Genomic DNA, 22959 nt, shown 5'->3' on the forward strand with positions numbered 1-22959 from the left:
ACATGCGAGCTCTAAAAATTGCAGCCACCGGTATGAGCGCCCAACAACTACGCGTCGAGACCATATCAAACAACTTAGCGAACATGTCGACGACCGGATACAATCCGCGCAGGGCGGAGTTTGCCGACCTGCATTACCAACAAGCAACAAAGCCGGGAACCATCAACGCCGCCGATGGAACAGTTCTGCCAACAGGCGTTCAGCTCGGCCTCGGCGTACGCCCTACAGCTGTTTCGGTACACCTGTCTCAAGGCTCTCTATCAGCGACGGGAGGCGACCTGGATGTTGCAATCGACGGCATGGGCTACTTAGAGGTTACGCTCCCGTCAGGCGAGGCGGCCTATACCAGAGATGGTGGCCTTAAACGCACAGGTGAGGGCCTGATCGTAACCTCAGATGGCTTCCCCGTTGCGCCTCAAATTACCATTCCAGCGGATGCGCGGAGCATCTCAATCAACGCAGATGGTGAGGTCTATGCCTACTTCTCAGGCGAGACAGAAGGCCAGCTCCTTGGACAGTTCTCGCTTGTTGGCTTCAACAATGCCAAGGGTCTTGAGGCGCTTGGGGCAAACCTGTTTTCAGAAACAGAGGCTTCGGGTGCACCACTTGTTACAACCGCTGGGCAAGATGGTCTCGGCACTCTTCGACAGGGTTACCTGGAAGACAGCTCCGTTGATGCCGTGCGTGAAATTACTGAACTGATTGAAGCACAGCGTGGATATGAAATGAATGCAAAAGTGATATCTGCAGCAGACCAAATGATGAGCGCTACGGCGCAGGTTCGCTAATGCGCCCTATAATTTCATGCCTCATTTGGGTTCTCGCCACACCGGCCTTGGCTGATGTTATCGTGCCAATACATACCATCAGGCCAAAGGCAGTGCTCACAGAGAGTGACCTGCAGATCCGCCCTGCAAACGTGACAGGGACTCTGAATAACCTGGCCGATGTCGTCGGAATGGAAGCACGGATCTCGCTCTACGCAGGCCGCCCAATACGCGCGACAGATTTACGCCCACCCGCTGTGATCGACCGAAATCAAATCGTCCCACTAAGCTATCAGAGCGGGACTCTCACTATCATGACTGAGGCCCGCGCCCTTGACCGCGCAGCACCAGGCGAAACCATCAAGGCGATGAACCTATCTTCCAGAACCACTGTGCATGCACTTGTGCTGCCTGATGGCACCCTCACAGTCAGACCCTGACGGAGCAACTTATGAGCTTTCGACACCTATATCTTCCCTGCCTTTTCCTCGCCGCAAGCGCTTGCGGGCGCTCCGATCATATTGGAAAACCACCAAGCTTCACCGAAAGCAAAGGTACGCCTGAACACATCGCAATGATGGCCCCCCCACTGCCCGAAAGTGTTTTTGAAACAGCGCCTGAAACAAAGGCATCCCTCTGGAGCAAAAGCCGTAACTCGTTGCTGGGGGATCGGCGGGCTATGGAACAAGGCGATATCTTAACAGTTGTGATTGAGATCGACGAGAAAGCCGAAATCTCGAACAAAACATCGCGATCAAGATCAGGGTCTGAAAGCATGTCAGTGCCTGGCCTTCTCGGGATACCGCAGCGGCTGAACGAAAAGTTGCCCGACGGTGCATCCATGGAGGAAGCTGTCTCAATCAATTCAAGCTCGAACTCAAGCGGCGACGGAGCGGTAAGGCGCAACGAAAAGCTCACATTGAGAGTAGCCGCGACCGTGACAGAGGTCTTGCCAAACGGTGTCTTATTTCTATCTGGTTCACAGGAAGTTCGTGTAAATTTTGAAATGCGAGAGCTTTTACTCAGCGGGTTTGTCCGGCCTGCCGACATAAGCCGCCAAAACGAAATCACCTACGACAAAATAGCATCCGCACGCATATCTTACGGCGGCCGGGGACAGATCTCCGACATGCAACAGCCTCGCATTGGCCAGCAAATCGCCGATGCCATATTGCCATTCTAACTTCAGACCTGAAATTCTAAGGAACACACAGTCATGGGAAAAATTCTGCCGATTATTCTGGCTCTTATCGGTGTGGGGGCCGGTGTTGGCGCTGGATTTTTCTTGCGCCCGGAACCCGCGCTAGAGGATACCGCTCTTGGGCCCTGCGGCGACATGCAGACACACGAAGAAGAGGCACATGAGTCTAGCGAGGAAGACGAGGTTTCTACACTGGAGTATGTCAAACTCAACAATCAGTTTGTCATTCCAGTGGTTGATGACGCACGGGTCGCAGCGCTTGTGGTGGTGTCGCTGACTGTAGAAGTAAGGCAAGGCCGAAAGGAAGATGTGTACCTAAGGGAACCGAAGCTACGCGACGCCTTTTTACAAGTTTTCTTTGATCACGCAAACTCAGGCGGCTTCAAAGGTGCGTTCACGAACTCAAGCAACATGGATGTCTTACGCAAGGCCCTTTTGGAAACCGCAAACGATACTGCCAAAGGACTGATCTCTGATGTCTTGATCATGGATATCGCAAGGCAAGACGTTTAACGTTAAACCAAGCTTAGGACTTTTTTTCAAACTCCTGCGCCAATAAGAGCGCGTTTAGCTTGCCTTCTGCTTTGCGGCGGTTGGTGAGCTCTTCAGTCTTCTGCTTTTTCATAAGAACGGCCTCAAAGGCCTTGGCCTTGCCATTTGCCTTACGCAGACGCTCACCAGCTTCTTCTCGCTTGGCATATAGGAGCGCAAGTTCCGACATAATTGTCGTCCGCCGTCTCTCAACCCAGTGGCGCCACAATACATCAGCACCGAGCGTTCTATACTTCACGTCTTCGACCTCTGAGGGCTGGTTTAACTGCTCTAAAACCCGTGTGGTTTGCGCAATCCGTTCACAGACCTCACGAAAAAAGACCTGTGCCTCGTCACACCGTGCCTGGAGGACACTCAATAACTGTTGGTTCTGGATGTTCTCAGAAACCATGGGACATCTTCGCCTTAATTTGATCCGCAAATCGAATGGCCGCAGCAACAGCTTTGAAGTGCTCAGCCTGAATCTCCTGATCAATGTGTGTGGTTGCATAAAGCGCACGTGCAGTTGGCGGATCTCGATGGATTGGAATGCCGTGTTCCCGAGCAATTTCTTTAATCATTTGAGCAGTCTCATCCACCCCTTTCGCAACACAAACTGGCGCCGCACCGGGCAAGCGGCTCCACGCCAGCGCCACAGCGTAGTGCTCAGGGTTTACCACGATCACAGTTGCTTCAGGCACGCGAGCCGCCATTTGATTCATTGCGATTTCTTGCGCTTTTTGCCGCCGTGCACCTTTCATATGCGGGTCACCTTCAGCTTCTTTTTGCTCATCTCGCAAGTCTTTGTCAGACATGCGGTTCTTGCGAAGGTGCTCATTATACTGCCAAAGATAGTCCACCGCTCCAATTGCAAGGGCGACCAGAAAAGCCACAAAGAAGAAATCAGCCCCCATCTCAAACATCAGAACAACCGCGCTGCCAGCTGACATGCTCGTGACATCGGCAATGTCACCCATTCGCGCTTTCAGAAAAAGGCCAAGACAGACTGAGTAAATAACCAGCTTGGTTGTACTTTTTCCGAATTCAAAAAGCCCACTGCGTCCAAACTTATTTTTTGCATTTGACAGAACGGAAATACGAGACAGTTTTGGAAGGATTTTATCTGGCGCAAATGTAAACCCGTTTAGCCCCAGAAGCAGGACAATCACACAACCTGCTGGCAAGACAAACCATCCTCCCGTCACCACCCAAACTGCATTCATAAGATCGCCTGTCAGGTTCCGAACGCCCTGCATATCGCGTTGCACGAAAGACTGCTCTAGGTATCCGACCATCTCGGCACACAGAAAAACAAGTGTCGCTGCGCCAAAACCAAAATAGACAATTAGCATACCTCCGTAGCTAGCGGCGACCGAGAGGTCAGCAGAACGAGGAATTTCTCCCTTCTTGCGGGCATCATCCAGTTTCTTTTGGCTAGGCTCATGTTGCTTGTCGTTATTGTCTTCTTCGCTCATCGTACAAAGCCCTCTGGTTGGGCAAGAAACACTTCAAATGCCGACCACCAAACCGTAAGCATAACAGGCGCGAAAATAACAAGAAAAATAAGACCTCCAGCGGTGATGACCGGTGCACCGACAAAGGCTACCATCAGTTGCGGCATCGCCCGGTTGATCACGCCAAGCGTCAAATTGTAGAGCACCGACATCACCAAAAACGGTGCGGAAATCGAAAACGCCAGCGCAAAACATCGTGCGACAAGCGCACCAGACCATTCGGCAAAAAGACCTAAATCAGGAGCGGACCCCACTGGAAGCGCTCTATAAGACATCTCAAGCAGCTCGATTACCCGCACTGGCAACCCCATGATCATGGCAAGCGCTAAACCCGAGACGACAAGCAAGTGGCCAATCGCGGGCATTGGTTCAGTTGAAGCTCCGGCAAACAACTGCGCAAGCGAAGTGGCTTGCGCAGCCATTGACCCCGCAATTTGAAGCCCAATCACAAAGAATCTGAGCGCCAGTCCCAAAAACAAACCAATGATCGTTTCGGTAAACAGAAGCGGCAAGAAAACCAACTCAACCTGCGTTGCCTCGGTTGGCTTCCCGACAACAGGTAACATTACGAGCGTTAAGCATAGCGCCAGAACAAGCTTCACACGGGCAGGAACCACTGACTCGCCAAACCCAGGCATGAAGGCAACAATGGGTGCTATGCGCAAAAAGAGGTAAAAAGCATGCTCTAGGCTTGTTTGCGTCACGCCAAGCAATGTGCTCAACGCTTCGGTCATAGCGCAACAACACCCACAAGAGAGGGATGTGCATCCAACCCTATCTCCTCGTAAGAGAATACAGGTGCCGCAATACCCTTGGCTTTGGTCAATGTACGCAGAAATCTCCGACGACGCGCTGACGTAACGATTGCTGCAGAAATACCCTGCTCTGATGCCTGGACCACTTTATCGGAAAGCCCTTGAGACAACTTGTTAAAAAGGTCAGGTGGAAGCGCGACATCAAGCCCGCCGCGCTCGGCACCAACTTGATAGTTGCTAAATTCAGCCTCCCATTCACCGGCCAATTGAATCAAAGGTATGGTGCCGTCTTCACGCTTCCATTCTGAAACAAGCTGAAACCCAAGCCGTTGCCGAACATGCTCACAGATAGCATCAACGCTTGCGTTAACGCCTCGCGCCTCGGCAATGGCCTCCAAAATCAGCGGCAAGTTCCGAATTGAAACCTGCTCATCAAGCAAGAGCCGCAAAACCATATGCAAAACATCAAGTGGAACTTTGTCTGGTATGAGCTCGTCAAACAGTTTTCGATTGGCGTCACTTCTTTTCTGGTCAGATAAGTTGGTCATCTCATCCAGGAGTTTGCGCAAAGACTTTAGGGAGAACAAACGGCTGAAGTTTTGCTTCACAACCTCGAGCAAGTGCGTGGCAAGAACCTCTCCTGGCGCAACAACAGTAAAGCCCTTCAAAACCAACTCTTCGCGAAATTGCGCAGGCACCCACCGCGCCTCTGCCCCGTAAACAGGCTCACGCACATCTATCCCGTCTGGCAACGACGAAGTGTATTCACCCCGCAAGACCAAAACATGATCGGCATGAAGTGCCGCATGGGACTGCTCGACGCCCTGAACCATCATTTTATATGTTCCAGCCGCCAATGCCGAATTATCCGTCAGGCGGATCTCCGGCAGAATAAGCCCAAAATGACCTGCGATGTGGTTTCGTATATTGGCGATCCGTGCATCCAGACCAGTCCCCGCATCCAAGATCATATCTACAAGATCAGGCGAGAACTCGACGCAAAGGTCATCCAGGTCAAGGATGTCGCCCAATGAACGCTCTGGCGGTGCGTCGCTCTGATTTTTAGGCAGCTTATCCAAAGTATCTTCGGACTGTTTCTTGCCTGACACATAAAACGCTGCGCCCCCAAGAACACACGACCCAACAAGAAACGGGAAAAAGGGAAGGCCAGGCACTAAGGCAAATAGCATCATCAAAAATGCGACAGTTGCGAGCGCTGCAGGGTGTTTTCCGAATTGCGCGAGCAGTGCAAGGTCAGTTGCGCCAGTCGCGCCGCCACGTGCCAGCAACAAAGCTGACGCGATAGAAATGATAACGGCAGGAATTTGAGTTACGAGGCCATCACCAACTGTCAAAATTGCATAAGTCTCAAACGCATGCCCCAGCGCCATATCGTGAACCGCAATACCCATCACAAGGCCAACAACGAGGTTCAGGAATGTAATGAGAAGCCCCGCAATCGCATCGCCTTTTACGAATTTTGACGCGCCATCCAAGGAGCCGAAGAACGTGGTCTCAAGCTGCTCTCGCTCGCGCCTTTCGCGGGCCTCATCGTGACCGATAGCACCAGCGGACATGTCCGCATCAATCGCCAGCTGCTTACCCGGCATACCATCGAGCGCAAAGCGCGCACCCACCTCAGCCATACGGGCAGCACCTTTAGTGATCACCATAAAGTTCACAATAAGCAGAACGCCAAAAACAACGAGGCCAAGAAAGACACTCCCCCCCATGACAAAATTGGCAAAGCCTTCGATCACGTCACCAGCGGCACTTGGTCCCGTGTGGCCCTCACCAATGATAAGCTTTGTTGAGGAAATATTGAGCGACAGCCGAAGCATAAGGGATGCCAAGAGGATCGTCGGAAAAGATGAGAAATCTAGCGGTCGCTCGATAAAGAGCGTGACAGTGAAAATCAAAATCGCCAACGCGAAGGATGCCGCTAGCCCCATATCAAGAACCCATGCAGGCATTGGCAAAATCATCATCACGATGATCGCCATCAATGAGAGTGCGAGTAAAACGGTTGGCTGAAAGATCGCTTCGATCTGTTTCATGATTGAGGCTCAAACAATGGATTTGCTGGCGTAAAAATACTGATGCTTGGCTGGTTGCTCAGAAGCGTCAACGAGCCCGCAGAGCGGGTTTCGCCAGCGCTCTGCAACAGAGGAAATTTGTTGCTGCGTAACTCTCCGGCTCCACGGAAAAGCGATCTTGCCATACGATCAGGCTCTGCACTTACCTTGGCATAATGCGCAGCATAAGCTTTTTTATATTTTGCCGCATATTCAGGTGTTCTTGAGTGGTATGCGCCAACAGCATCATCCCAGCTTCCAAGCTCTTGATACAACTGTGACAAAAAGCGTGCCGCATAAGTGGCATTCGCAAAAGGCTCAAACATTTCCTCAATGGAAGAGAACGCTTCGTGATGCCACCGGTAGTTGATTTGAAAACAACCCACATCAAAGCTTCGCGCGCCACGTTTATAGTTCTTATAAACAAACGCCAGCGCTGCATCTCGCGTGTCAAACCAGACGCCTCTGCCTTCCATGTTAACTGTCCATGGCCAAGGAATAACATCACCGCCCTTCAAGCGACCTGTTTCTGTCCGGCTGATTGCCTTCAAGACCACCAAAGGAACGTTACTCTCCTGCGAGACTGTCTCAGCAACACTATCGCAGACCAATGTCTGATCAGAGACCGATGCAACAGATTTACCTCCAAGAGAAACGCTCGCGCCAACGATCAAGACTCCCATACAGAACCAAGATCGATTTATGCCAATCCACGTTGGAAAATTCTTCGAGCTGCTCATTTGTCCTGCCACTTTATTGGTTGAGACAAATTTAGCTAAACAAAGTTGAAGATTTATTACTTTTTGCTCACAAAACTGAAACTCTAATTCAGAGGGAGTGCATTGGAGACTTCGTTGTTCTGAAGTACATCACCAATCAAGCGTCTCAGATCAGCCGTTTCATTCAACAAAGCCTCACCAGCAGCAAGAGACGAGTCTCGGGACAAGTTAGGCTCAATAGCCACAAGTTCTTGTTCAGACCGCCAGCTTTCTGTTTCCAAATCACCTAGACTGTTCCAGTCCTCAGCCAGCCAGGCTTGCTCGGCAGCAGCCTCAGCATCACCCAGGGTCTCCAGAACAATTTTCGCCGCGTGATGATCTTCTTGACCAATTTTTGCTTTGAGTCTGATCTCCTCCACATCGGCACCATGAAGTCCGAGCAGTTCTGCTTCCGCCTGTCGGACCCGGCCAAGTTGAAGGCTGGCTTGCGCCCGTATCAGTTTACGCTCGCGGCCTAAATCTCCTTGAGCCGCAGTTGACAGAAGGATGAGCGCACGTGCTGGAAAGCCAAGACCTAAGAGCCGCCTTGCAGCGCCATGTTCCGCAACTGTTGATAGAAGAAGTGTCTCTAATTCCGGCGCAAACGAGCTTTGCAAAAAAGTTAAATCATCTGCCTTTTCTGTGATAGCACCCAAGACATAGCTTGCGCTTTCGCTGTGTTGGACGCCGTCAAGGCGGTCTGAGAGTGCCGCAAGTGCTTCAAGGCTACCCTCATATTCGCCACTAGAAACGCGGGATAAAATCGCGACGCGTGACAAGTCTGCTGCCAAGTCTTCTTTTCTATATTCAATAGCAAACGCTTCAGCCAGCGCCGCGTCTCGCTCATCAATTATCTGACCATCGGCTATCAAAAGATCAAGTTTCTGGATAAGAGCTTGTGGAGCATTCTCGCCATTTGCCTGAACAACCTTTTCAAGATCTTCCAGCGCACTGGTGGGTTCGTCGCTCATAGCTTTTGCCTGAGCCGAAACCAGAGCCACATTGTCGATCTCGTCGGGTTGTCCACGCTTGGTATGCCGCACAATATCAGGCAAAAGGTGCTCCCTGCCCGCCATTTTCAATTTATTGCTAACAAAAGGTGCCAAGTGAGCCCTTAAATGTGTGGGCAATGAGCTGAAGCTCCGAATTATCGCCGGCTCGTTCAACTCAACCGTGTCGCCAACATCGTGCGCGGCCAAAAGCGCCCAAAGTGCAGCTGCGCCATCACAGTCGCTAAACCACCCGTCCGGCAAAGGGCCCCTTAGGTCACCATCCTCAATGATATCGGCCAGCGCCAAAAGATGTGCAGGAGCCTCTGCGCCCCCAACCTGAGTCACGAGTTGTTCAGCCTCTTGCCCCAACCCATACCCGATATAGGCTTTTATCAACCCAACAGCAGCCTCTACGTTAGGCCTATCAAATTCGCCATAGAGGCTTGAGCGAAGATCCGAAATCTGTGCGCCAAAGCCTTCACTAGAAATCCAGCTATGCAAGGCAAGCTCACTATCCTCCATACAGGTGTTACCGTCTCTGTTGAGCGCCCTCCCCTCACGAGACACAAGGAAGTCACGATCAACACTTGAAAAAGCACGAATATTCTTACCTTCTGGCACAGCAGGTGTGACATCTTCTACAATATCTTGTTCCGCGGTCGTCGGCTCAGCTTCTTTGGCCACCTGAGGCTGTACAGTTGCCAAATGAGGTTCAACCAACCCCTGTGATGCTGCTCGGCTCAATTTTTCAAGCAGCTTTATTTCGGCTTCGCGACTCCGCTCTGCTCGTGCAAGCTCTTCTTCACTGAGGCCTCCCACATCCAAAGTTTTGGCTTCTGTCTGTGGCCGCTGTTGAGGTAATCTTGTCCCAGGAAATATCAACGGCAACCGAAATACAGGGCGCTCTGGTGTTTCTATCTCAGGCGAGACATCTGCCTCAGGGATTTGCACCTCTGCTGTTTGATCCCGGATGTCTCCCACAAAGTCTACAACAAGCATTCGCTCACCCACGAAGAAGCTTCGCGTTTCGCAGTCACAGTTCACAGTCACTTCGAGAGCGGTTCCGTCTTTGGCTGCTGCCAAACCAAGAATGCGACCAGAATTCAAACGTGCCAAGGTGCCTGATAGATCGAACTCCGCTTCCAACTCTTGCAGTTCAATTGAATACACCTCACCCTTTTTGACGACCCAAGGCACAGTGCGAGGCACGTCAAGCACGAGCCGCGTAAAGCCACTGTGCTCACCAGTACGCACAGAAATCGCCTGAGCCAGCACAAGGCTGGGCAAGCACATGAATAATATCGCCGTCCAAACTCTTATCATGCCGCCTCCTGCTTCAACTCCTTGAGGGCCTCTTCCAGCTCTGAAAAGCTCGGGCGGCAATGTGACGGCGTATTCTGGCGCCCCACTTCGATACAGATGTTTGTCGCATGGTTGTGAAGGTTGGCCACCAAAACCTCACGAATCAACTGGTAAAAATGGCCATCCTCTTCCACCACCGATTTCACTTTGACTGAGAAGGGGCCGACAAGACCATATGCCAGAAATACGCCCAGAAATGTCCCGACAAGCGCGCCGCCGATCATCTTGCCAAGAACCTCTGGGGGTTGATCAATGGACGCCATCGTCTTGATAACACCCAGAACCGCAGCAACGATCCCAAGCGCGGGAAGAGCATCAGCAACGGTTTGCAAGGCATGGCTCGAATGCAGGGAGTGATGCAGGTTGGCTTCAATCCGCTTCTCGAGCACCTCTTCAACTTGATGCGGATCATCGTAGTTCATCGAAGCTGAACGCAACGTGTCACTGATCAGATTAACAGCCTCGCGATCCGTCAAGATCTTGGGATATTTGGAGAAAATTGAAGAGTCATCTGGCGCTTCTATATGCTCTTCAATCGCAACAGGGTTGGCACGCGCCAAGCGCACCAACTCAAAGAGAAGGCAGAGCAAGTCCTTGTAGTCCTCATGCTTCCACTTGGGCCCCTTAAAGACTTTGCCCATATCTTTGAGCGTGTGCTTCACGGCCGACATATCGTTTGAAATGAGAAACGCTCCAACCGCAGCGCCACCAATCATCATCATCTCAAACGGCAGAGCTTTAAGGATAATCCCAAGCTTGCCTCCAGCGAGCAGATACCCACCGAAAACCATGATGAAAATGACCGCAATACCGACTAAGCCAACCATTTGTGCTCACCTCAATTATTTCGCTCATTCTAGCCCAGAGGAAGTTAAGAAAGCCTCACTGCTTCGGAACATTTGCGTTCCGGCCTGCGAGAATTACGCTGATCGAATATGCGCGCTCTGCTGACAGACCAGCCATAATCGATGCGGCGGCTGCTGGCTTCATCCGGCCAAGAAATCCTGAAGAAAATTCGGGATCCATCTGCTCAAAAAGCGCCGAAGCGTCCTTTGGCTTCATGTTTTCATAGACGGTTGTCAGGCGCGAAAGATCGTCTTCAGCAGCAGAATCAGCTAAAGCAAGTGTTGCGCGCAGGTCTTCTTCGGCTTTTGTCAGCGCTGCCAGCTTTGCTTCAATTTTCTCATCTGCCACTGCCAAAGCCTGCATACGCTTTTTGATTTGTGTCTCGCGTTCAGCAATGCTCGCTTCACGGCTCTGAAACGCCGCAAGCATACCTTGCAAGTCACCCGTTGTTTCACACGCCGATGCCTCATGCACGTCACTATCTGTTTTGGATGTGGGGGTTTCGAGCGCGATGGCTTCACTTGCACTTAGACCGATACGCAGCACCGCAGATCCAACAAGCAAGATAGCAATTGTAAACAGAGCCCCTCTTGCGGGCCGTCCACTGCGGCGAAACGTCCAAATCATTGCGTCATCTCCTCAGCGGCCCTGCGCATGAAGATTGGCTGTTCTGTTGCCTCCTGCATGGCTGATTTGGGTGCGCCTTTCGGTGCCTCACCTGGCAAATCATGCATAGACGCCACCAAAAGCTCGAGCCTCTGGGCGACGTTTTCGGCCCGGTCCGTCAGCCCGTCGAGCGACGAAGTCGACGAAGCCGCCGTTGCGCGTGCAGCTTCAAGCGTTTTGGTCAAGTCGTCCACCTGCGCGGACAACACAGCGACAGCCCCGCCAACACCGTTTTCAAGGTCATTAAAGCGTGCAAGCCGTCGTGCCAAAACATAGCAATAAACACCTGCCCCCAATGCGCCACCGACCAGCAAGATATCTGCTAGAAATTCCATTTCACCCTCCTCAATTCAGAACAAATTCCATAATCAACAGGTCGTTGACCCTGCCTTCCCCTACAACCAGCTGAACCCGCCGCAACATTTGGCCGCGCAAGCGGACGAGTGCCGATGCATTCTTCAGATCATCCAGCTCAACGGCCCGCAGATAGCTGTTCAACACATCTACGATTCGCGGCAGCAGCAGCTCGACATCCGCCTTGTACTCACCTGATGTTTCCAGGTGAGCGCGAAAGCGTAAATGTCGATCTTGTCCATTGTCCTGCAAGGATACAGTCATCGGATCGACCTCCACAAAAGCAAGGTCAGGCAGGTCTTCAACTTCTTCTTGTTTGACCTCATGCGCCTTATTTTCAGCGCCGAACAAGGCACCGGAGTAGACAGCGAAGAACCCGCCGCCACCGCCAGCCAAGGCCACAACCAACCCTAAGATCACAGGTAACTTTGATTTCTTTTTTTGATCGTCATCTGACGTTTCGTCGTCTGCCATCGAAGCCTCTCAGCATTTTGTACAAATCTCATATAACCCGAGCCGCCCTAACCGATTGTTAAGGCTGATAGGTCAAATTGATCTTGAATTGGGCAGAAGCCCTGAAAACAGGAGAGCCATCCTTGGAGCAGCTACAGAACGTATTTGCATCGACCGACTTGCGCCGTAAAGTTATCGCTGGTCTTGCGGCAGCGGCTATGTTTGCCGCAATTTTGGCGATGACCAACCTAGCCTCAAAGCCAAGTCTTTCTCTGCTCTATTCAGGGCTCGAGACCAGCCAGGCTGGTGAAATCGTCCAATCCCTTGAGGCACGTGGAATCACTTATGATATTCGTGGTGGCTCAATTTTTGTTGAGTCATCCCAGCGTGATGCATTGCGTATGACATTGGCGAGCGAAGGGCTCCCCGCCAACAACACAAAGGGCTACGAGCTACTCGACACTCTCAATGGATTTGGCACAACCGCACAAATGTTTGATGCCGCATACTGGCGCGCAAAAGAAGGCGAACTGGCCCGCACTATCGCGGCAAGCCCCCTTATTTCAACGGCACGTGTGCACATCGCCAACAGTTCGCGAAACCCATTCCAAAAGAATGCCGAGCCCTCTGCATCCGTCTCTGTCACGGCTGTTGATGGCTCTTTGCCGACAAAGCACGCAAAAGCGTTGCGCTACCTTGTCGCCTCTGCGGTCGCCGGGCTCCCCCCCGAGAACGTCTCGGTTATCGATGATAAGGGCGGCCTTATTGGCACAGGTGACGAAGCCACGACCACCGAGGCAGGCCAAGACAAGGCCGAGGCCTTGCGCGCCAAGGTTCAGAACCTCATCGAAGCGCGCGTCGGTTATGGCAATGCTGTCGTGGAAGTCAGCGTCGAAACTGTCACTGAAACCGAATCAATTCGTGAAACACTGATCGATCCGGAAAGTCGCGTGGCGATCAGCACAGATACAGAAGAACGATCCGGCAACTCAACCGAAGCCGCGGGGGGTGATGTCACAGTCGCATCCAATTTGCCCGATGGCGCAGCGGGCGGGGGCGGTGATGGCAACTCGAGCCAAAATACCGAGACACGCGAACGCGTCAATTACGAGGTCTCCGAAACCTTACGCGAAGTGACCCGCGCTGCAGGCGCGGTCAAGCGGCTCAGTGTCGCTGTGCTTGTCAACGGGTCCGAGATCACAAATGCAGATGGGCAGACTGTCTTTGAGCCACGCTCCGCAGAAGAAATCGCAGATCTGAAAGAGCTGGTGTCTTCTGCCGTGGGCTTTGACGAGTCGCGCGGAGATGTGATCACACTTAAATCACTTCAGTTTCAGCCGCTCGATACTGTCGGAACCGAAGCAACAACATCTTTCATGAGTTCCATGGCACTTGATGCAATGTCACTGATTCAAATGGCTGTGCTCGCGGTGGTCGCTCTTATTCTGGGCCTCTTTGTTCTACGTCCTATTCTGACAAAGCCAGCGCCGGCCAACGTCCCAGCTCTGGCCCAATCTCGTGATCAAGCTGGTGCAGCCCAAGCACCGCTCACGGGCGAAATCGCAGCAGAAAACGAAGGTATGCAAGCCGTCGACTACGCCAAGCGTACTAAGCTACCCGAGACAGCCTCAAAAACCGAGGAAGACCCTGTTGAGCGCCTTCGAAACCTGATTGCTGAACGCCAGGACGAGACAGTCCAGATCTTGCACAACTGGCTTGAAAACAAACAGGAGCGCGCCTGATGTCGATCTCGCACCTTCTGGAGACCTTTGAAGACCAGTCCACGCAATCGTCCCATAGCGATTCTGTTGAAGACAACCGTGCCGATGAAGAATTGGCTCTCTTTGAGACAGGTTACAAAGCAGGCTGGGATGACTGTCACAAAGCCGCGCAAGCTTCGGCCACGGCTCTGAGCGAAGATTTCGCACAGAATATGCGTGAGCTTTCGTTCACCTATCAGGAAGCTTACACCGCCGTCATCCGCTCTCTAGAGCCCGTGGTGCAGGAGCTTATCACCGGAATTCTACCCGAGGTCGCAGCTCAGAGTCTTGGCCAACAAATTGCCCAGGAAGTCACGGGCATAGCCAAACATGCCGCAGGTAGCCCCATACTGGTCACATCACATTCCAGCAAGCAAGCGCTTCTGCGGGCGGCACTGCCCAAAGATCTTTCGCTCGATATCAAGCTGACACCAGACGACAGCTACCCATCGGGAAAGGTCAGTCTGCGTTTTTCAGGCAACGAGCGCGAGGTCGATATCACCAACTTTGCGCAACAGGCGCGCACACTTATCGAAAACTATTTTGACGACTTAACAAGGGAGCCAAACAATGGCTGACACCTCCGAAACGCCCAAACAAGACAGCGGCGGTCTCTTTTCCACCGTCCCTATAGAGATGACAGTTTCGGTCGGCAAAGCCCGCCCGCTGATCCGTGATCTGTTGGCGCTTGGCGAGAATGCTGTCTTAGCGCTCGACACCCGCGTTGATGACCCCGTTGAGCTCTTTGTTGGGGATCGCTTGGTCGCCCGTGGCGAGCTGGAAGAGCTGGAAGGCGAAGAGGCCGGCCAACTCGCCGTACGCATCACCGAGATTGTCGAAGCTGGAAAGCCACTGCTCTAATGACAAAACGTATGGTCATAACAGCCGCCCTCGCGGCTTTGGTTTCGCTTAGTGCAGGGCCACTGCTTGCACAGGAGTTTTCGGTTTCGTTGGGGGAAGGCGCGTCACTCTCCGGGCGCTCGGTCCAACTGATTTTACTGATCACCGTTCTCAGCGTGGCCCCTGGGCTGGCTGTTATGATCACATGTTTTCCCTTTCTTATAACGGTCCTGTCCATCTTGCGGCAGGCGATTGGCCTGCAACAATCTCCACCAAATATGTTGCTTGTCAGCCTGGCCATGTTCCTAACCTATTTCATTATGGAACCCGTTTTCATGCAGGCTTGGACAGATGGTATCGAGCCGCTCACCCGCGATGAGCTGACAATGGCTGAAGCCTTCCCCAAAGTCGCTGACCCCTTCCGCAGCTTCATGATAGGACGGATTGACCCAGAAACATTTGCATCCATGGCCTCTCTACGCCCCGAAATGGCATCCCTCAGCCCCACCGCAGATGCGCCGCTCTCCGTGCTCGTACCAAGTTTTATGCTGTCAGAAGTTTCACGCGCTTTTCAGGTTGGATTTCTCATTTTTGTCCCCTTCCTGATCATTGATCTGGTCGTGGCAGCCATCCTGATGTCGATGGGTATGATGATGGTTCCACCTGCTGTTGTGGCATTGCCGTTCAAATTGTCGTTCTTTGTTTTGGCGGATGGGTGGCGCCTGCTAACAGAAGGTTTGGTACGTAGCTACTTCTAGCGCCGCCTCCCCTCACGCAGCCAGCCAGCCACTATAAAGGTGACAAAAACAAGCAAAGCCAGCCAAGGCGGCATGAGCGGGTATTGCTGCAGCCCAACGGTTTCATACGCCCCCCGAGGCGTCAGCCCAAGCCACCGTGCACCCGCAGCGTTACGCCCAGAACGTACGTTGCGCAGATTGGGCAAACCGTCCTCAACAGCAAAGACACCGCCCTGCATAGCGTCAATTTGCGGCCTCATCGTATCTGCACTTGCGATGGTCGTAACAAACTCCCGTGGCGAAGCAGGCCCCAGTCCGACGACAGAAGAAAGCGCCGGATCATCGAGCCGGTAAAGCCCTGCATCGCTTGTCGCAATATCCGCTTCAAATACCCCGGGCCGCGCCTCTTTCAGAGTTAACTCAACTTGCTCTCCAGACGGGCGTGTGACCGTCACAGGTTCAGGGTTCTGCGCAAGGCTGCGCCGCGTAATCCGCAAGCCCCCGTCAATCGCTTCAGCAGAAAGGGCTTCTTCCTCAAGTTCTGGCTCTTTCATCATCCAGTGAGAAAGCCTGCGCAGAAGCTCGAGCTGCGGCCCACCCCCCTCATACCCGCGTGCCCAAAGCCACGCATGGTCAGATGCGAGAAGCGCAATCCGCCCCTCGCCAACATGATCAAGAACCAGAAGTGGCTGGGCTTCATACCCTTCCATCAAGATATCCCCGCGCACATCTTCCAGCTCGATCTGTCGCATCCAACGGCCCCAAGCCGCACCACCGTTGCTAGTGGCAAGCTCGCGCGCCACAGGGTGGCGCGCACCCGTCTCGCTCACAACTGGAAGATAGGGCCGTTCAATCACTCGCGCAGTCGGACGTGCAGGAATAATCTCACCCAAAGGAGAGCGGTAAAGACTGTCCGCCGAAGCAAAATCAGGCCCGGCTGAAATCAGCACTGCGCCCCCTGTCTCAACATAATCACGCACATTTTCAAGATAGGCCGCAGGCAAAATACCTCGCCGCTTGTAGCGGTCAAAAATGATCAGGTCGAAGTCTTTGATTTTCTCAATAAAGAGCTCACGCGTCGGAAAGGCGATGAGCGAAAGCTCCCCTACAGGCACACCATCCTGCTTTTCTGGCGGCCTCAGAATTGTAAAATGCACAAGATCAACCGAACTGTCAGACTTGAGTAAGTTGCGCCATGTTCGCCCGCCAGCATGCGGCTCGCCCGACACCAGCAAAACACGCAACCGATCACGCACACCGTTGATTTCAAGCAAGAAGCTGTTGTTGCGCGCGGTGAGTTCGCCCTCCCCTTCAGGAATATCAAACTTGATGACATTGCGCCCGCCATGCGGCAAGCTTACTGGCAACCGAATATCGCGCCCAATCGGCACTTCAAATTGCATCGGCGCCTCAGCCCCCACCGAGATCGATAGCTGCGTAAAGGTCTCATCAGTAGGCGCAGAACCTTGGTTTTCAATCCGCAAGGTCAGTTCAATCGGCTCCCCAATGATCCCGAACGCAGGCGCGCCTTCAACGCGCAACCGCCGATCCCAATCGTCGCTACGGCCAGTTCTAAGCAAATGAAGAGGCGCGGGCAGCTCGGGCGCGGTCTCAATATCGTGAACCAATCCATCGCTGATCACGATCGCGCCTGCGACACGGCTGCGTGGCTCTTCAGCCAACGCGCGCGACAGCGCAGTCATCAGCTCTGTCCCGGCATCATTGGGCCCATCTGGGACTGTAATCTGGCGAATATCAGTGTTCTCGCGCTGGCGGAGCTTTTGCAACATATCTGCCTCTGCACGATCAGTTTGTGCGCTACGCACGCCCAAATTTTGGCTTGCGCTGCGGTCACTCACAACAAAGACAATATCGCTCAGCGCTTCGCGCTCTTCCTGTTGCAAAACTGGCCCCGCCAACACAGCAAGCACAAGCGCGGCCCCGAGGGAACGCAGCCAAGCCCCGGAAAGAGCCTGCCAGAACGCAACGCCGACAGCCATGGCAGAGACAAGCGCCAAGCCCCACCATAGCGGCCACGCCAAAAGCGGATCAAAGACGATATCCAAGCTCATTGTCCCAGCCTTTCCAGAAGCGCTGGCACATGAACCTGATCTGATTTGTAGTTTCCTGTAAGAACATGCATCACAAGGTTTACGCCAAAACGATAGGCCATTTCGCGCTGCCTTTCTCCGGCAAAGCCCCGCCCAATCGGCAACAAAGGCGCGCCACGTGCATCCACAGCCCAAGCCGCGGCCCAATCATTGCCACCAATGACAACAGGCGAGACGCCGTCATTCAAATTGCGAAATGGCATTCCCTCGGCGCGCCCGGCTTCAGCTGCCGACGCCTCGACCCATATATCTCGGCTTGTATGGCGGCCTGGAAAATCCTGTAAAAGGTAAAAAGTCCGCGTGAGAACATGATCCTCGGGCAACGGCTCAAGCTCGGGAATGTCGAGCGGCCCAGCAAGCCGACGCAGTGCTTGTCCTGCAGGGCTCGCCGCCCCAAACCGCGCCACATCAGAATCTCTCGTATCAAAAAGGATCAAGCCACCCGCGCGCAAATACGCGTTGAGCCTAGCGTAAGCATCTGCCGAGGGCGTCGCTTGGTCTGGCCAAACAGGCCAATACAACAGTGGGAAAAAGGCTAGTTCATCCCGCTCCAGATCGACAGATTGCGGAGGATTGGGCTCAACCGATGTTCTGAAAAACAGAGTATCAGACAGGCCCACCAGCCCAGCTCGGGCCACATCATCAATACGTGCATCCCCCGTCAGCACATGCGCCAACACGATCTCATCTGTCGCGCTCATAGCTGTTTGCTCGCTTTGCGCTTCAGCGTCCTGTCCAACCGCACCCAAAGAGAGCAGCAACAACGCAAGTGCAGGTTGGCGCAAACGTCCTGACAAAAGCAATGTCGCTAAAATGTCGAGCGCCAAGACGATTAGCCCAAGCGCGAACAGAGGCCCGCCAAGCGCTTTTTCCTGAGGTCCTCCGTAGCTTTGCAGCGACACCCGCGCAGGCCAGACGGCTGGCTCCAACTCACGCGCCGGTGCAATGACATTGCGCGCAACGCGCTGGCCTGGCCCGTTATACAGGCCAGGGCGAAAGTCCGCGCCAAACGACCCTGTGATAAGGTCTGGCCCCGCCACACCAGAAAGGTTGGAAGGCTCTTGCAAACGGCCAAATCCATCAAGGGTCTTTACAGGTGTCCAGATCGTACCCTCCAATTCTTCCAGCTCAAGTGATCCACTTGATGTCGCAACTGACAGCCGCTCCAGCATACGCACAAACAGGCCTGACAGTGGTAGATTTGACCACTCCGCATTGGCGGAAATATGAAACAGAACCACCTCTCCTTGCCCCACAGCCTTACGGGTGACGAGGGGTGTCCCGTCACTGAGGCGTGCAATCACTCGCTCCGCCAACTGTGGGTCAGGCTGCGCAACCACCTGCGCTGAAACGCGAATATCCCCGTCAAGGCTCAGCCCGAAAAACGGCGACCCACGCTCAAACTCGGCCAGCGCCTTTGGCTCACCCCAGCTCATAGCACCACCAACAAAACGCCCCCCAGCGCGCAGCCTCACAGGAAGCAGCGGGTGCTCCTGCCCTCGGCTCACGTCACTCGCAGCAAGGCGTGGCCCCGCAAAGCGCACGATCTGTCCACCGTCAGTCACCCAAGCCAAAAGCGCGGCCTCATCAGCCTCGGTCAGTTCGGCGACATCGGCCATAACAAGTACATCTGGGCGGCTGCTCAAAAGCTCTTCAATGCTCCCCAGCTGCAAATTGGCAGACGCAACGAGCGCCTTTTCAAGGTAGTGCAGAGGTGACAACAGCTCCAGCCCCTCCCGGTTCACGCGCGTATCAACAAGGCCAATGTTACGCTGCTGCAAACTATCATCAGTCAGCACAATGGCGCCCGCATGCCCCGCTCCCTTGATGGCAAACCGTGTCACGCGCGCTTGTAGCTCGGGGGGCATCTCAAACATTATATCCACATCCTGTGCACCCACGTCAAAGACCACGGGCACCTCTTCCAAAACCCGCTCAACACCGGCTGGGTCCGCGCCGATGGCTTGCACGGTCGCCTCTTGCTCAAGGCCGTTTCGAGGCCGCTGAACCCGCAGGCCAACACCGCGCTCAGCCATCGGGTCTAGCGCAAGAGCAAGAAGCGGCGCTGTGCCTTGTGTCACAGCAACTTCGCCACGCTCTTCCAGCACAGCAAGAACACCCGCGCGCGCATCACGCTCAAGCCCATCACTGAGCCAAAGCGTGTCAAAAGACCCAGCAGGCAGAGCCGCCTCCACCACGGTAACATCAGGTGCCTCCCAGCTTTCGGGCGCAAGCCCCACAAGCCTGCGCGCCGCCTCTTGCGCCGCCAGAAACTCGACAGGTTCAGGCTTCGTCAGGCTGAGAAAGGCAACCGCTTTACTGTTTTTTGCTGCCGCACTGAGCACACGCTCCAGATACTGCTGTTGCTGTGCCCAGTCATTTGCGCTCGCCCAGCTCCCATCCAAAACAACAAGAAGACGCGCCGAACCACCTGCTCCACGTTGATCTTGAGGGTTCAAAACAGGCGCAGCCAAACCGATGATAACGGCCGCAACAGCCAGCATCCTCAACAACAACAGCCACCAAGGCGTTCTGTCAGTGCTCGTGTCATCATCCTTTAGGCCCATGAGCAGGCCAACGGCTGGAAACAGATGTCTCACAGGTGCAGGCGGCACAGCCCGCAACAAGATCCACAGGATCGGCAAAGCCAGAAGCGCCAGCAAGATATAAGGCGCTCCGAACAAGATTGGCCCAAAGCTCATTTGGGCCCCTCAATCATGTTATAAAGCCACATTACAGCGGCCTGCGCGCTTTCATTGGTGTGATGGCACGCATAGGCCCAACCTGTCTGTTTGCAGACAGCCGCAAGCCTTGCCTTGCGCTCGGCCAGCCGCGCAAGATAGCGCTCTGTCAGGTCAGCTGCCTGCAATGTCTCATGGCGCAAGCTTCCTCCAACCGAGTCAAAAACAGCCCGCCCACGAAACGGAAAGCTCTCCTCAATCGGGTCAAGTATCTGGAAGCAAACGCCCGTTGCCCCCTTTGATGCTATGTCCCGCAAAGCCGCCTCGGTTGCGTCAATATCTCCTAAAAAGTCTGAGACAAAGACAACAAAAGCGTTTTTTGTCACGGCCTCTATATGGGGCGCTGCGTAGTCTTCGCTCTTGGGGGCCGCCAAAAGCGCCGCAAAGCGTTGCAGCTGCTTCACCCCGGCCCGTGCAGGCAAGTCTTCTCCAGAAAGACCAATCCGCTCGCCCCCACGCGAGAGTAAAATGGCAATCGCAAGGCTCAAAAGCTGAGCACGATCCATCTTCTGCGGCAGAGCTGAAGCGCTGGCAAACTGCATAGACCGCGCGCGATCCACCCAAAAGAAAACCGATTGCGAAATCTGCCATTCTTTCTGCCTGACAAACTGCGCATCAGAGCGCGCAGAACGCCGCCAATCAACCATGCGAAGTGTGTCACCCGCTTGCACAGGGCGATATTGCCAAAAGTCATCCCCCGCGCCCGCGCGCCGCCGCCCATGCCCACCTGGCATCACTGCAGCTGCCAAAAGCTCTGCCCGCGCCAAGAGTGGTGCAAGGTTTGCCGTGGCCGCTTCAGCACGACTGCGCAGGGGCAGAACTTGGCTCATGCGGCATCTTTCAGTCGCGCATTCTTGCGAATTTCGGCGTCAATCAGCCCATCAAGGCTCTCACCACGCGCCAGCGCCGCATAGTTCAGCGCCATACGGTGCTTTAGAACAGGCTTCGCCATCGCGATCACATCAGAAGCATCTGGCGCAAGGCGCCCTTGCAAAAGCGCGCGCGCCCGAACAGTCATCATCAAGGCTTGGCTCGCCCGTGGGCCAGGCCCCCAAGCGACCATATCGCGCACAGCGTCAGATGCGTTTTCATCTTCTGGGCGAAACGCGCGGACAAGCTCGAGAATGCTCTCCATCACGCCCTCGCCAACAGGCATCCGCCGCAAAAGGCTCTGGCCCGCCAAAAGTTCATCGGCTGAAAAGACATTCTCAACGCTATCTTCCGTCTCGCCAGTGGTGGCGAGCAAAATGTTTCGCTCCGTCTCAAGGTCCGGATAGCCCACATCAATTCTGACCAAAAACCGGTCAAGCTGGGCCTCAGGTAAGGGGTAAGTGCCCTCTTGCTCAATCGGGTTTTGCGTGGCCAAAACGTGAAACGGTTTGGCAAGGTCGCGCGTTTGCCCCGAAACTGTTACCTGCCGCTCTTGCATAGCCTGCAACAAAGCCGACTGGGTTCGCGGGCTTGCACGGTTGATCTCATCCGCCATCATCAGCTGGCAAAAAATAGGACCTTCAATAAACTTGAAAGCACGGCTCCCGTCTTGCCCCGTCTCCAGCACCTCGGATCCCAAAATATCAGCAGGCATCAAATCGGGCGTAAACTGCACGCGTTTTCCATCCAGCCCCATCACGGTTGCAAGGGTTTCAACCAAGCGGGTCTTCCCAAGCCCGGGCAAGCCTACAAGCAAGGCATGACCACCACAGAAAAGGGCAGCAAGCGTGAGATCAACAACCTGCTCTTGCCCGATAAATCTGCGTGTGATCTGAGCTTTGGCCGCTGCAAGCCGCACTTCAAGCGCTTCAATCTCGTCCAGCAGATTCTCGGTATCGGCCATGGCAATTCTCCAAATGAAACACTACGTTTGACCTCAGTCTAAACACAAACTTGCAAATGGCAAAAACAATGAGCGGACAAAATACCGTGAACCCGAGCGCAGAAGACCTGGCCACCTCCGCACGCGCGGCCAGTAATGGGCGCGGTCTTCCGCCTGTTCACCTTTGGAACCCGCCACATTGTGGCAACCTCGACATGCGCATTGCCCGTGATGGTACGTGGTATTACGAAGGCACGCCCATCAACCGCCCCGAAATGGTGCGCTTGTTCTCAACAATTCTGCGGAAAGATGGCGACTCCTATGTGCTTGTCACACCCGTTGAGAAAGTCGGCATCACTGTTGATGATGCCCCCTTTGTTGCCGTCGATTTTGATACAAAAGGCAGCGGTGCAACCCAAGATATCTGCTTTCACACAAATCTTGGAGATACCGTAACAGCAGGCCCAGATGCGCCTTTGCGTATCGAGCGCGATGAAGCGTCAGGCGAGCCATCGCCGTATGTCACCGTGCGCGCAAACCTTGAGGCGTTGATTGACCGCAAGAGCTTTTACAGGCTCATAGAGCTTGGCGCCCACGCGGAGCACGCGGGCCAAAGCTGGTTTGGCCTTTGGTCGGGCGGGCAGTTTTTTCCCGTAATCCCGTCTGCAGACCTGTCCGACTAG

23 protein-coding genes are annotated in these 22959 nt (G+C 54.0%); 9 read left to right on the forward strand and 14 right to left on the reverse strand.

What is annotated here, in order from left to right; all coding sequences use genetic code 11:
• Nucleotides 1-2: 2 nt before the first annotated feature.
• Genes flgG through ACTG3X_RS07920 form a run of 4 tightly spaced genes read left to right on the forward strand, consistent with a single transcriptional unit; the run spans nucleotide 3 to nucleotide 2481 of the window.
• On the forward strand, nucleotides 3-788 hold the full coding sequence (gene flgG, locus ACTG3X_RS07905; protein WP_439110708.1) for a flagellar basal-body rod protein FlgG: 786 nt from the start codon (nucleotides 3-5) through the stop codon (nucleotides 786-788).
• The gene (gene flgA / locus ACTG3X_RS07910) at nucleotides 788-1207 is read left to right on the forward strand and encodes a flagellar basal body P-ring formation chaperone FlgA (RefSeq protein ID WP_439110709.1); all 420 of its coding nucleotides are present in this window, start codon (nucleotides 788-790) and stop codon (nucleotides 1205-1207) included. Before flgG ends, flgA begins: the two co-directional genes overlap by 1 nt.
• Nucleotides 1208-1218: 11 nt before the next feature.
• Complete coding sequence (gene flgH, locus ACTG3X_RS07915) at nucleotides 1219-1950, forward strand: flagellar basal body L-ring protein FlgH (RefSeq protein ID WP_439110710.1); 732 nt, start codon at nucleotides 1219-1221, stop codon at nucleotides 1948-1950.
• A gap of 33 nt (nucleotides 1951-1983) precedes the next feature.
• A complete protein-coding gene (locus ACTG3X_RS07920) occupies nucleotides 1984-2481 on the forward strand; it encodes a flagellar basal body-associated FliL family protein (RefSeq protein ID WP_439110711.1) in 498 nt (165 codons plus the stop codon).
• 13 nt (nucleotides 2482-2494) lie between these two features.
• Here the strand turns inward: ACTG3X_RS07920 and ACTG3X_RS07925 are convergent, their stop codons facing one another.
• From ACTG3X_RS07925 to ACTG3X_RS07970, 10 genes are all read right to left on the reverse strand, one after another.
• Nucleotides 2495-2911 carry a hypothetical protein gene (locus ACTG3X_RS07925; RefSeq protein WP_439110712.1) on the reverse strand — a complete coding sequence of 139 codons (417 nt, stop codon included), beginning with the start codon at nucleotides 2909-2911 and terminating at the stop codon, nucleotides 2495-2497.
• Complete coding sequence (locus ACTG3X_RS07930) at nucleotides 2901-3974, reverse strand: EscU/YscU/HrcU family type III secretion system export apparatus switch protein (protein WP_439110713.1); 1074 nt, start codon at nucleotides 3972-3974, stop codon at nucleotides 2901-2903. Before ACTG3X_RS07930 ends, ACTG3X_RS07925 begins: the two co-directional genes overlap by 11 nt.
• Nucleotides 3971-4747, reverse strand: coding sequence for a flagellar biosynthetic protein FliR (locus ACTG3X_RS07935; protein WP_439110714.1), 777 nt, complete (start codon nucleotides 4745-4747; stop codon nucleotides 3971-3973). Before ACTG3X_RS07935 ends, ACTG3X_RS07930 begins: the two co-directional genes overlap by 4 nt.
• Nucleotides 4744-6825, reverse strand: a complete 2082-nt coding sequence (gene flhA / locus ACTG3X_RS07940) for a flagellar biosynthesis protein FlhA (protein WP_439110715.1) — start codon at nucleotides 6823-6825, stop codon at nucleotides 4744-4746. Before flhA ends, ACTG3X_RS07935 begins: the two co-directional genes overlap by 4 nt.
• Nucleotides 6822-7583, reverse strand: coding sequence for a transglycosylase SLT domain-containing protein (locus tag ACTG3X_RS07945; RefSeq protein WP_439110716.1), 762 nt, complete (start codon nucleotides 7581-7583; stop codon nucleotides 6822-6824). The genes flhA and ACTG3X_RS07945 overlap by 4 nt, the downstream gene beginning before the upstream one ends.
• 83 nt (nucleotides 7584-7666) lie before the next feature.
• Nucleotides 7667-9916, reverse strand: coding sequence for a hypothetical protein (locus ACTG3X_RS07950; protein ID WP_439110717.1), 2250 nt, complete (start codon nucleotides 9914-9916; stop codon nucleotides 7667-7669).
• Entirely contained in the window at nucleotides 9913-10782 is an 870-nt protein-coding gene (gene motA, locus ACTG3X_RS07955) for a flagellar motor stator protein MotA (protein ID WP_439110718.1), read from the reverse strand. The genes ACTG3X_RS07950 and motA overlap by 4 nt, the downstream gene beginning before the upstream one ends.
• A gap of 55 nt (nucleotides 10783-10837) precedes the next feature.
• Nucleotides 10838-11428: a MotE family protein gene (locus ACTG3X_RS07960; RefSeq protein WP_439110719.1), complete on the reverse strand. Its 591-nt coding sequence runs from the start codon at nucleotides 11426-11428 to the stop codon at nucleotides 10838-10840.
• Nucleotides 11425-11802, reverse strand: coding sequence for a hypothetical protein (locus tag ACTG3X_RS07965; RefSeq protein ID WP_439110720.1), 378 nt, complete (start codon nucleotides 11800-11802; stop codon nucleotides 11425-11427). Before ACTG3X_RS07965 ends, ACTG3X_RS07960 begins: the two co-directional genes overlap by 4 nt.
• Before the next feature lie 10 nt (nucleotides 11803-11812).
• Nucleotides 11813-12295: a flagellar basal body-associated FliL family protein gene (locus ACTG3X_RS07970; RefSeq protein WP_439110721.1), complete on the reverse strand. Its 483-nt coding sequence runs from the start codon at nucleotides 12293-12295 to the stop codon at nucleotides 11813-11815.
• 122 nt (nucleotides 12296-12417) lie between these two features.
• Here ACTG3X_RS07970 and fliF point away from each other — a divergent pair, with 122 nt between their 5' ends.
• The 4 genes from fliF to fliP are packed head-to-tail and all read left to right on the forward strand — an operon-like array spanning nucleotide 12418 to nucleotide 15632.
• Nucleotides 12418-14016, forward strand: coding sequence for a flagellar basal-body MS-ring/collar protein FliF (fliF, locus tag ACTG3X_RS07975; protein ID WP_439110722.1), 1599 nt, complete (start codon nucleotides 12418-12420; stop codon nucleotides 14014-14016).
• The gene (locus ACTG3X_RS07980; RefSeq protein WP_439110723.1) at nucleotides 14016-14612 is read left to right on the forward strand and encodes a hypothetical protein; all 597 of its coding nucleotides are present in this window, start codon (nucleotides 14016-14018) and stop codon (nucleotides 14610-14612) included. Before fliF ends, ACTG3X_RS07980 begins: the two co-directional genes overlap by 1 nt.
• A complete protein-coding gene (locus ACTG3X_RS07985) occupies nucleotides 14605-14895 on the forward strand; it encodes a FliM/FliN family flagellar motor switch protein (protein ID WP_439110724.1) in 291 nt (96 codons plus the stop codon). The genes ACTG3X_RS07980 and ACTG3X_RS07985 overlap by 8 nt, the downstream gene beginning before the upstream one ends.
• Nucleotides 14895-15632 (forward strand): flagellar type III secretion system pore protein FliP, encoded by a 738-nt coding sequence (fliP, locus tag ACTG3X_RS07990; protein WP_439110725.1) that lies wholly within the window; start codon nucleotides 14895-14897, stop codon nucleotides 15630-15632. Before ACTG3X_RS07985 ends, fliP begins: the two co-directional genes overlap by 1 nt.
• On the opposite strand, the gene ACTG3X_RS07995 is transcribed toward fliP, so the two are convergent.
• From ACTG3X_RS07995 to ACTG3X_RS08010, 4 genes are read right to left on the reverse strand one after another with little or no spacing between them, the layout of a single operon-like run.
• Nucleotides 15629-17683: a hypothetical protein gene (locus ACTG3X_RS07995; RefSeq protein WP_439110726.1), complete on the reverse strand. Its 2055-nt coding sequence runs from the start codon at nucleotides 17681-17683 to the stop codon at nucleotides 15629-15631. The genes fliP and ACTG3X_RS07995 overlap by 4 nt on opposite strands.
• Nucleotides 17680-20424: a DUF4159 domain-containing protein gene (locus ACTG3X_RS08000; protein ID WP_439110727.1), complete on the reverse strand. Its 2745-nt coding sequence runs from the start codon at nucleotides 20422-20424 to the stop codon at nucleotides 17680-17682. The genes ACTG3X_RS07995 and ACTG3X_RS08000 overlap by 4 nt, the downstream gene beginning before the upstream one ends.
• The gene (locus ACTG3X_RS08005) at nucleotides 20421-21293 is read right to left on the reverse strand and encodes a DUF58 domain-containing protein (protein WP_439110728.1); all 873 of its coding nucleotides are present in this window, start codon (nucleotides 21291-21293) and stop codon (nucleotides 20421-20423) included. The genes ACTG3X_RS08000 and ACTG3X_RS08005 overlap by 4 nt, the downstream gene beginning before the upstream one ends.
• A complete protein-coding gene (locus ACTG3X_RS08010; RefSeq protein ID WP_439110729.1) occupies nucleotides 21290-22297 on the reverse strand; it encodes an AAA family ATPase in 1008 nt (335 codons plus the stop codon). The genes ACTG3X_RS08005 and ACTG3X_RS08010 overlap by 4 nt, the downstream gene beginning before the upstream one ends.
• A 68-nt stretch (nucleotides 22298-22365) precedes the next feature.
• On the opposite strand from ACTG3X_RS08010, the gene ACTG3X_RS08015 reads away from it, so the two are divergent.
• Nucleotides 22366-22959: a DUF1285 domain-containing protein gene (locus ACTG3X_RS08015; RefSeq protein WP_439110730.1), complete on the forward strand. Its 594-nt coding sequence runs from the start codon at nucleotides 22366-22368 to the stop codon at nucleotides 22957-22959.

It is taken from the genome of Lentibacter sp. (assembly GCF_965658795.1).
GTDB lineage: Bacteria > Pseudomonadota > Alphaproteobacteria > Rhodobacterales > Rhodobacteraceae > Lentibacter.

Excerpts from the sequence above, each read along its gene's own strand:
- ACTG3X_RS07925 (WP_439110712.1), bottom strand. The coding sequence starts at position 2,911 with ATGGTTTCTGAGAACATCCAGAACCAACAGTTATTGAGTGTCCTCCAG.
- ACTG3X_RS07945 (WP_439110716.1), bottom strand. The coding sequence starts at position 7,583 with ATGAGCAGCTCGAAGAATTTTCCAACGTGGATTGGCATAAATCGATCT.
- flgG (WP_439110708.1), top strand. The coding sequence starts at position 3 with ATGCGAGCTCTAAAAATTGCAGCCACCGGTATGAGCGCCCAACAACTA.
- fliP (WP_439110725.1), top strand. The coding sequence starts at position 14,895 with ATGACAAAACGTATGGTCATAACAGCCGCCCTCGCGGCTTTGGTTTCG.
- ACTG3X_RS07965 (WP_439110720.1), bottom strand. The coding sequence starts at position 11,802 with ATGGAATTTCTAGCAGATATCTTGCTGGTCGGTGGCGCATTGGGGGCA.
- flhA (WP_439110715.1), bottom strand. The coding sequence starts at position 6,825 with ATGAAACAGATCGAAGCGATCTTTCAGCCAACCGTTTTACTCGCACTC.
- ACTG3X_RS08000 (WP_439110727.1), bottom strand. The coding sequence starts at position 20,424 with ATGAGCTTTGGGCCAATCTTGTTCGGAGCGCCTTATATCTTGCTGGCG.
- ACTG3X_RS08015 (WP_439110730.1), top strand. The coding sequence starts at position 22,366 with ATGAGCGGACAAAATACCGTGAACCCGAGCGCAGAAGACCTGGCCACC.
- flgA (WP_439110709.1), top strand. The coding sequence starts at position 788 with ATGCGCCCTATAATTTCATGCCTCATTTGGGTTCTCGCCACACCGGCC.
- flgH (WP_439110710.1), top strand. The coding sequence starts at position 1,219 with ATGAGCTTTCGACACCTATATCTTCCCTGCCTTTTCCTCGCCGCAAGC.
- ACTG3X_RS07985 (WP_439110724.1), top strand. The coding sequence starts at position 14,605 with ATGGCTGACACCTCCGAAACGCCCAAACAAGACAGCGGCGGTCTCTTT.
- ACTG3X_RS07920 (WP_439110711.1), top strand. The coding sequence starts at position 1,984 with ATGGGAAAAATTCTGCCGATTATTCTGGCTCTTATCGGTGTGGGGGCC.
- ACTG3X_RS07960 (WP_439110719.1), bottom strand. The coding sequence starts at position 11,428 with ATGATTTGGACGTTTCGCCGCAGTGGACGGCCCGCAAGAGGGGCTCTG.
- ACTG3X_RS07930 (WP_439110713.1), bottom strand. The coding sequence starts at position 3,974 with ATGAGCGAAGAAGACAATAACGACAAGCAACATGAGCCTAGCCAAAAG.
- motA (WP_439110718.1), bottom strand. The coding sequence starts at position 10,782 with ATGGTTGGCTTAGTCGGTATTGCGGTCATTTTCATCATGGTTTTCGGT.
- ACTG3X_RS07935 (WP_439110714.1), bottom strand. The coding sequence starts at position 4,747 with ATGACCGAAGCGTTGAGCACATTGCTTGGCGTGACGCAAACAAGCCTA.
- ACTG3X_RS07970 (WP_439110721.1), bottom strand. The coding sequence starts at position 12,295 with ATGGCAGACGACGAAACGTCAGATGACGATCAAAAAAAGAAATCAAAG.
- ACTG3X_RS08010 (WP_439110729.1), bottom strand. The coding sequence starts at position 22,297 with ATGGCCGATACCGAGAATCTGCTGGACGAGATTGAAGCGCTTGAAGTG.
- ACTG3X_RS07950 (WP_439110717.1), bottom strand. The coding sequence starts at position 9,916 with ATGATAAGAGTTTGGACGGCGATATTATTCATGTGCTTGCCCAGCCTT.
- ACTG3X_RS07995 (WP_439110726.1), bottom strand. The coding sequence starts at position 17,683 with ATGAGCTTGGATATCGTCTTTGATCCGCTTTTGGCGTGGCCGCTATGG.
- ACTG3X_RS07980 (WP_439110723.1), top strand. The coding sequence starts at position 14,016 with ATGTCGATCTCGCACCTTCTGGAGACCTTTGAAGACCAGTCCACGCAA.
- ACTG3X_RS08005 (WP_439110728.1), bottom strand. The coding sequence starts at position 21,293 with ATGAGCCAAGTTCTGCCCCTGCGCAGTCGTGCTGAAGCGGCCACGGCA.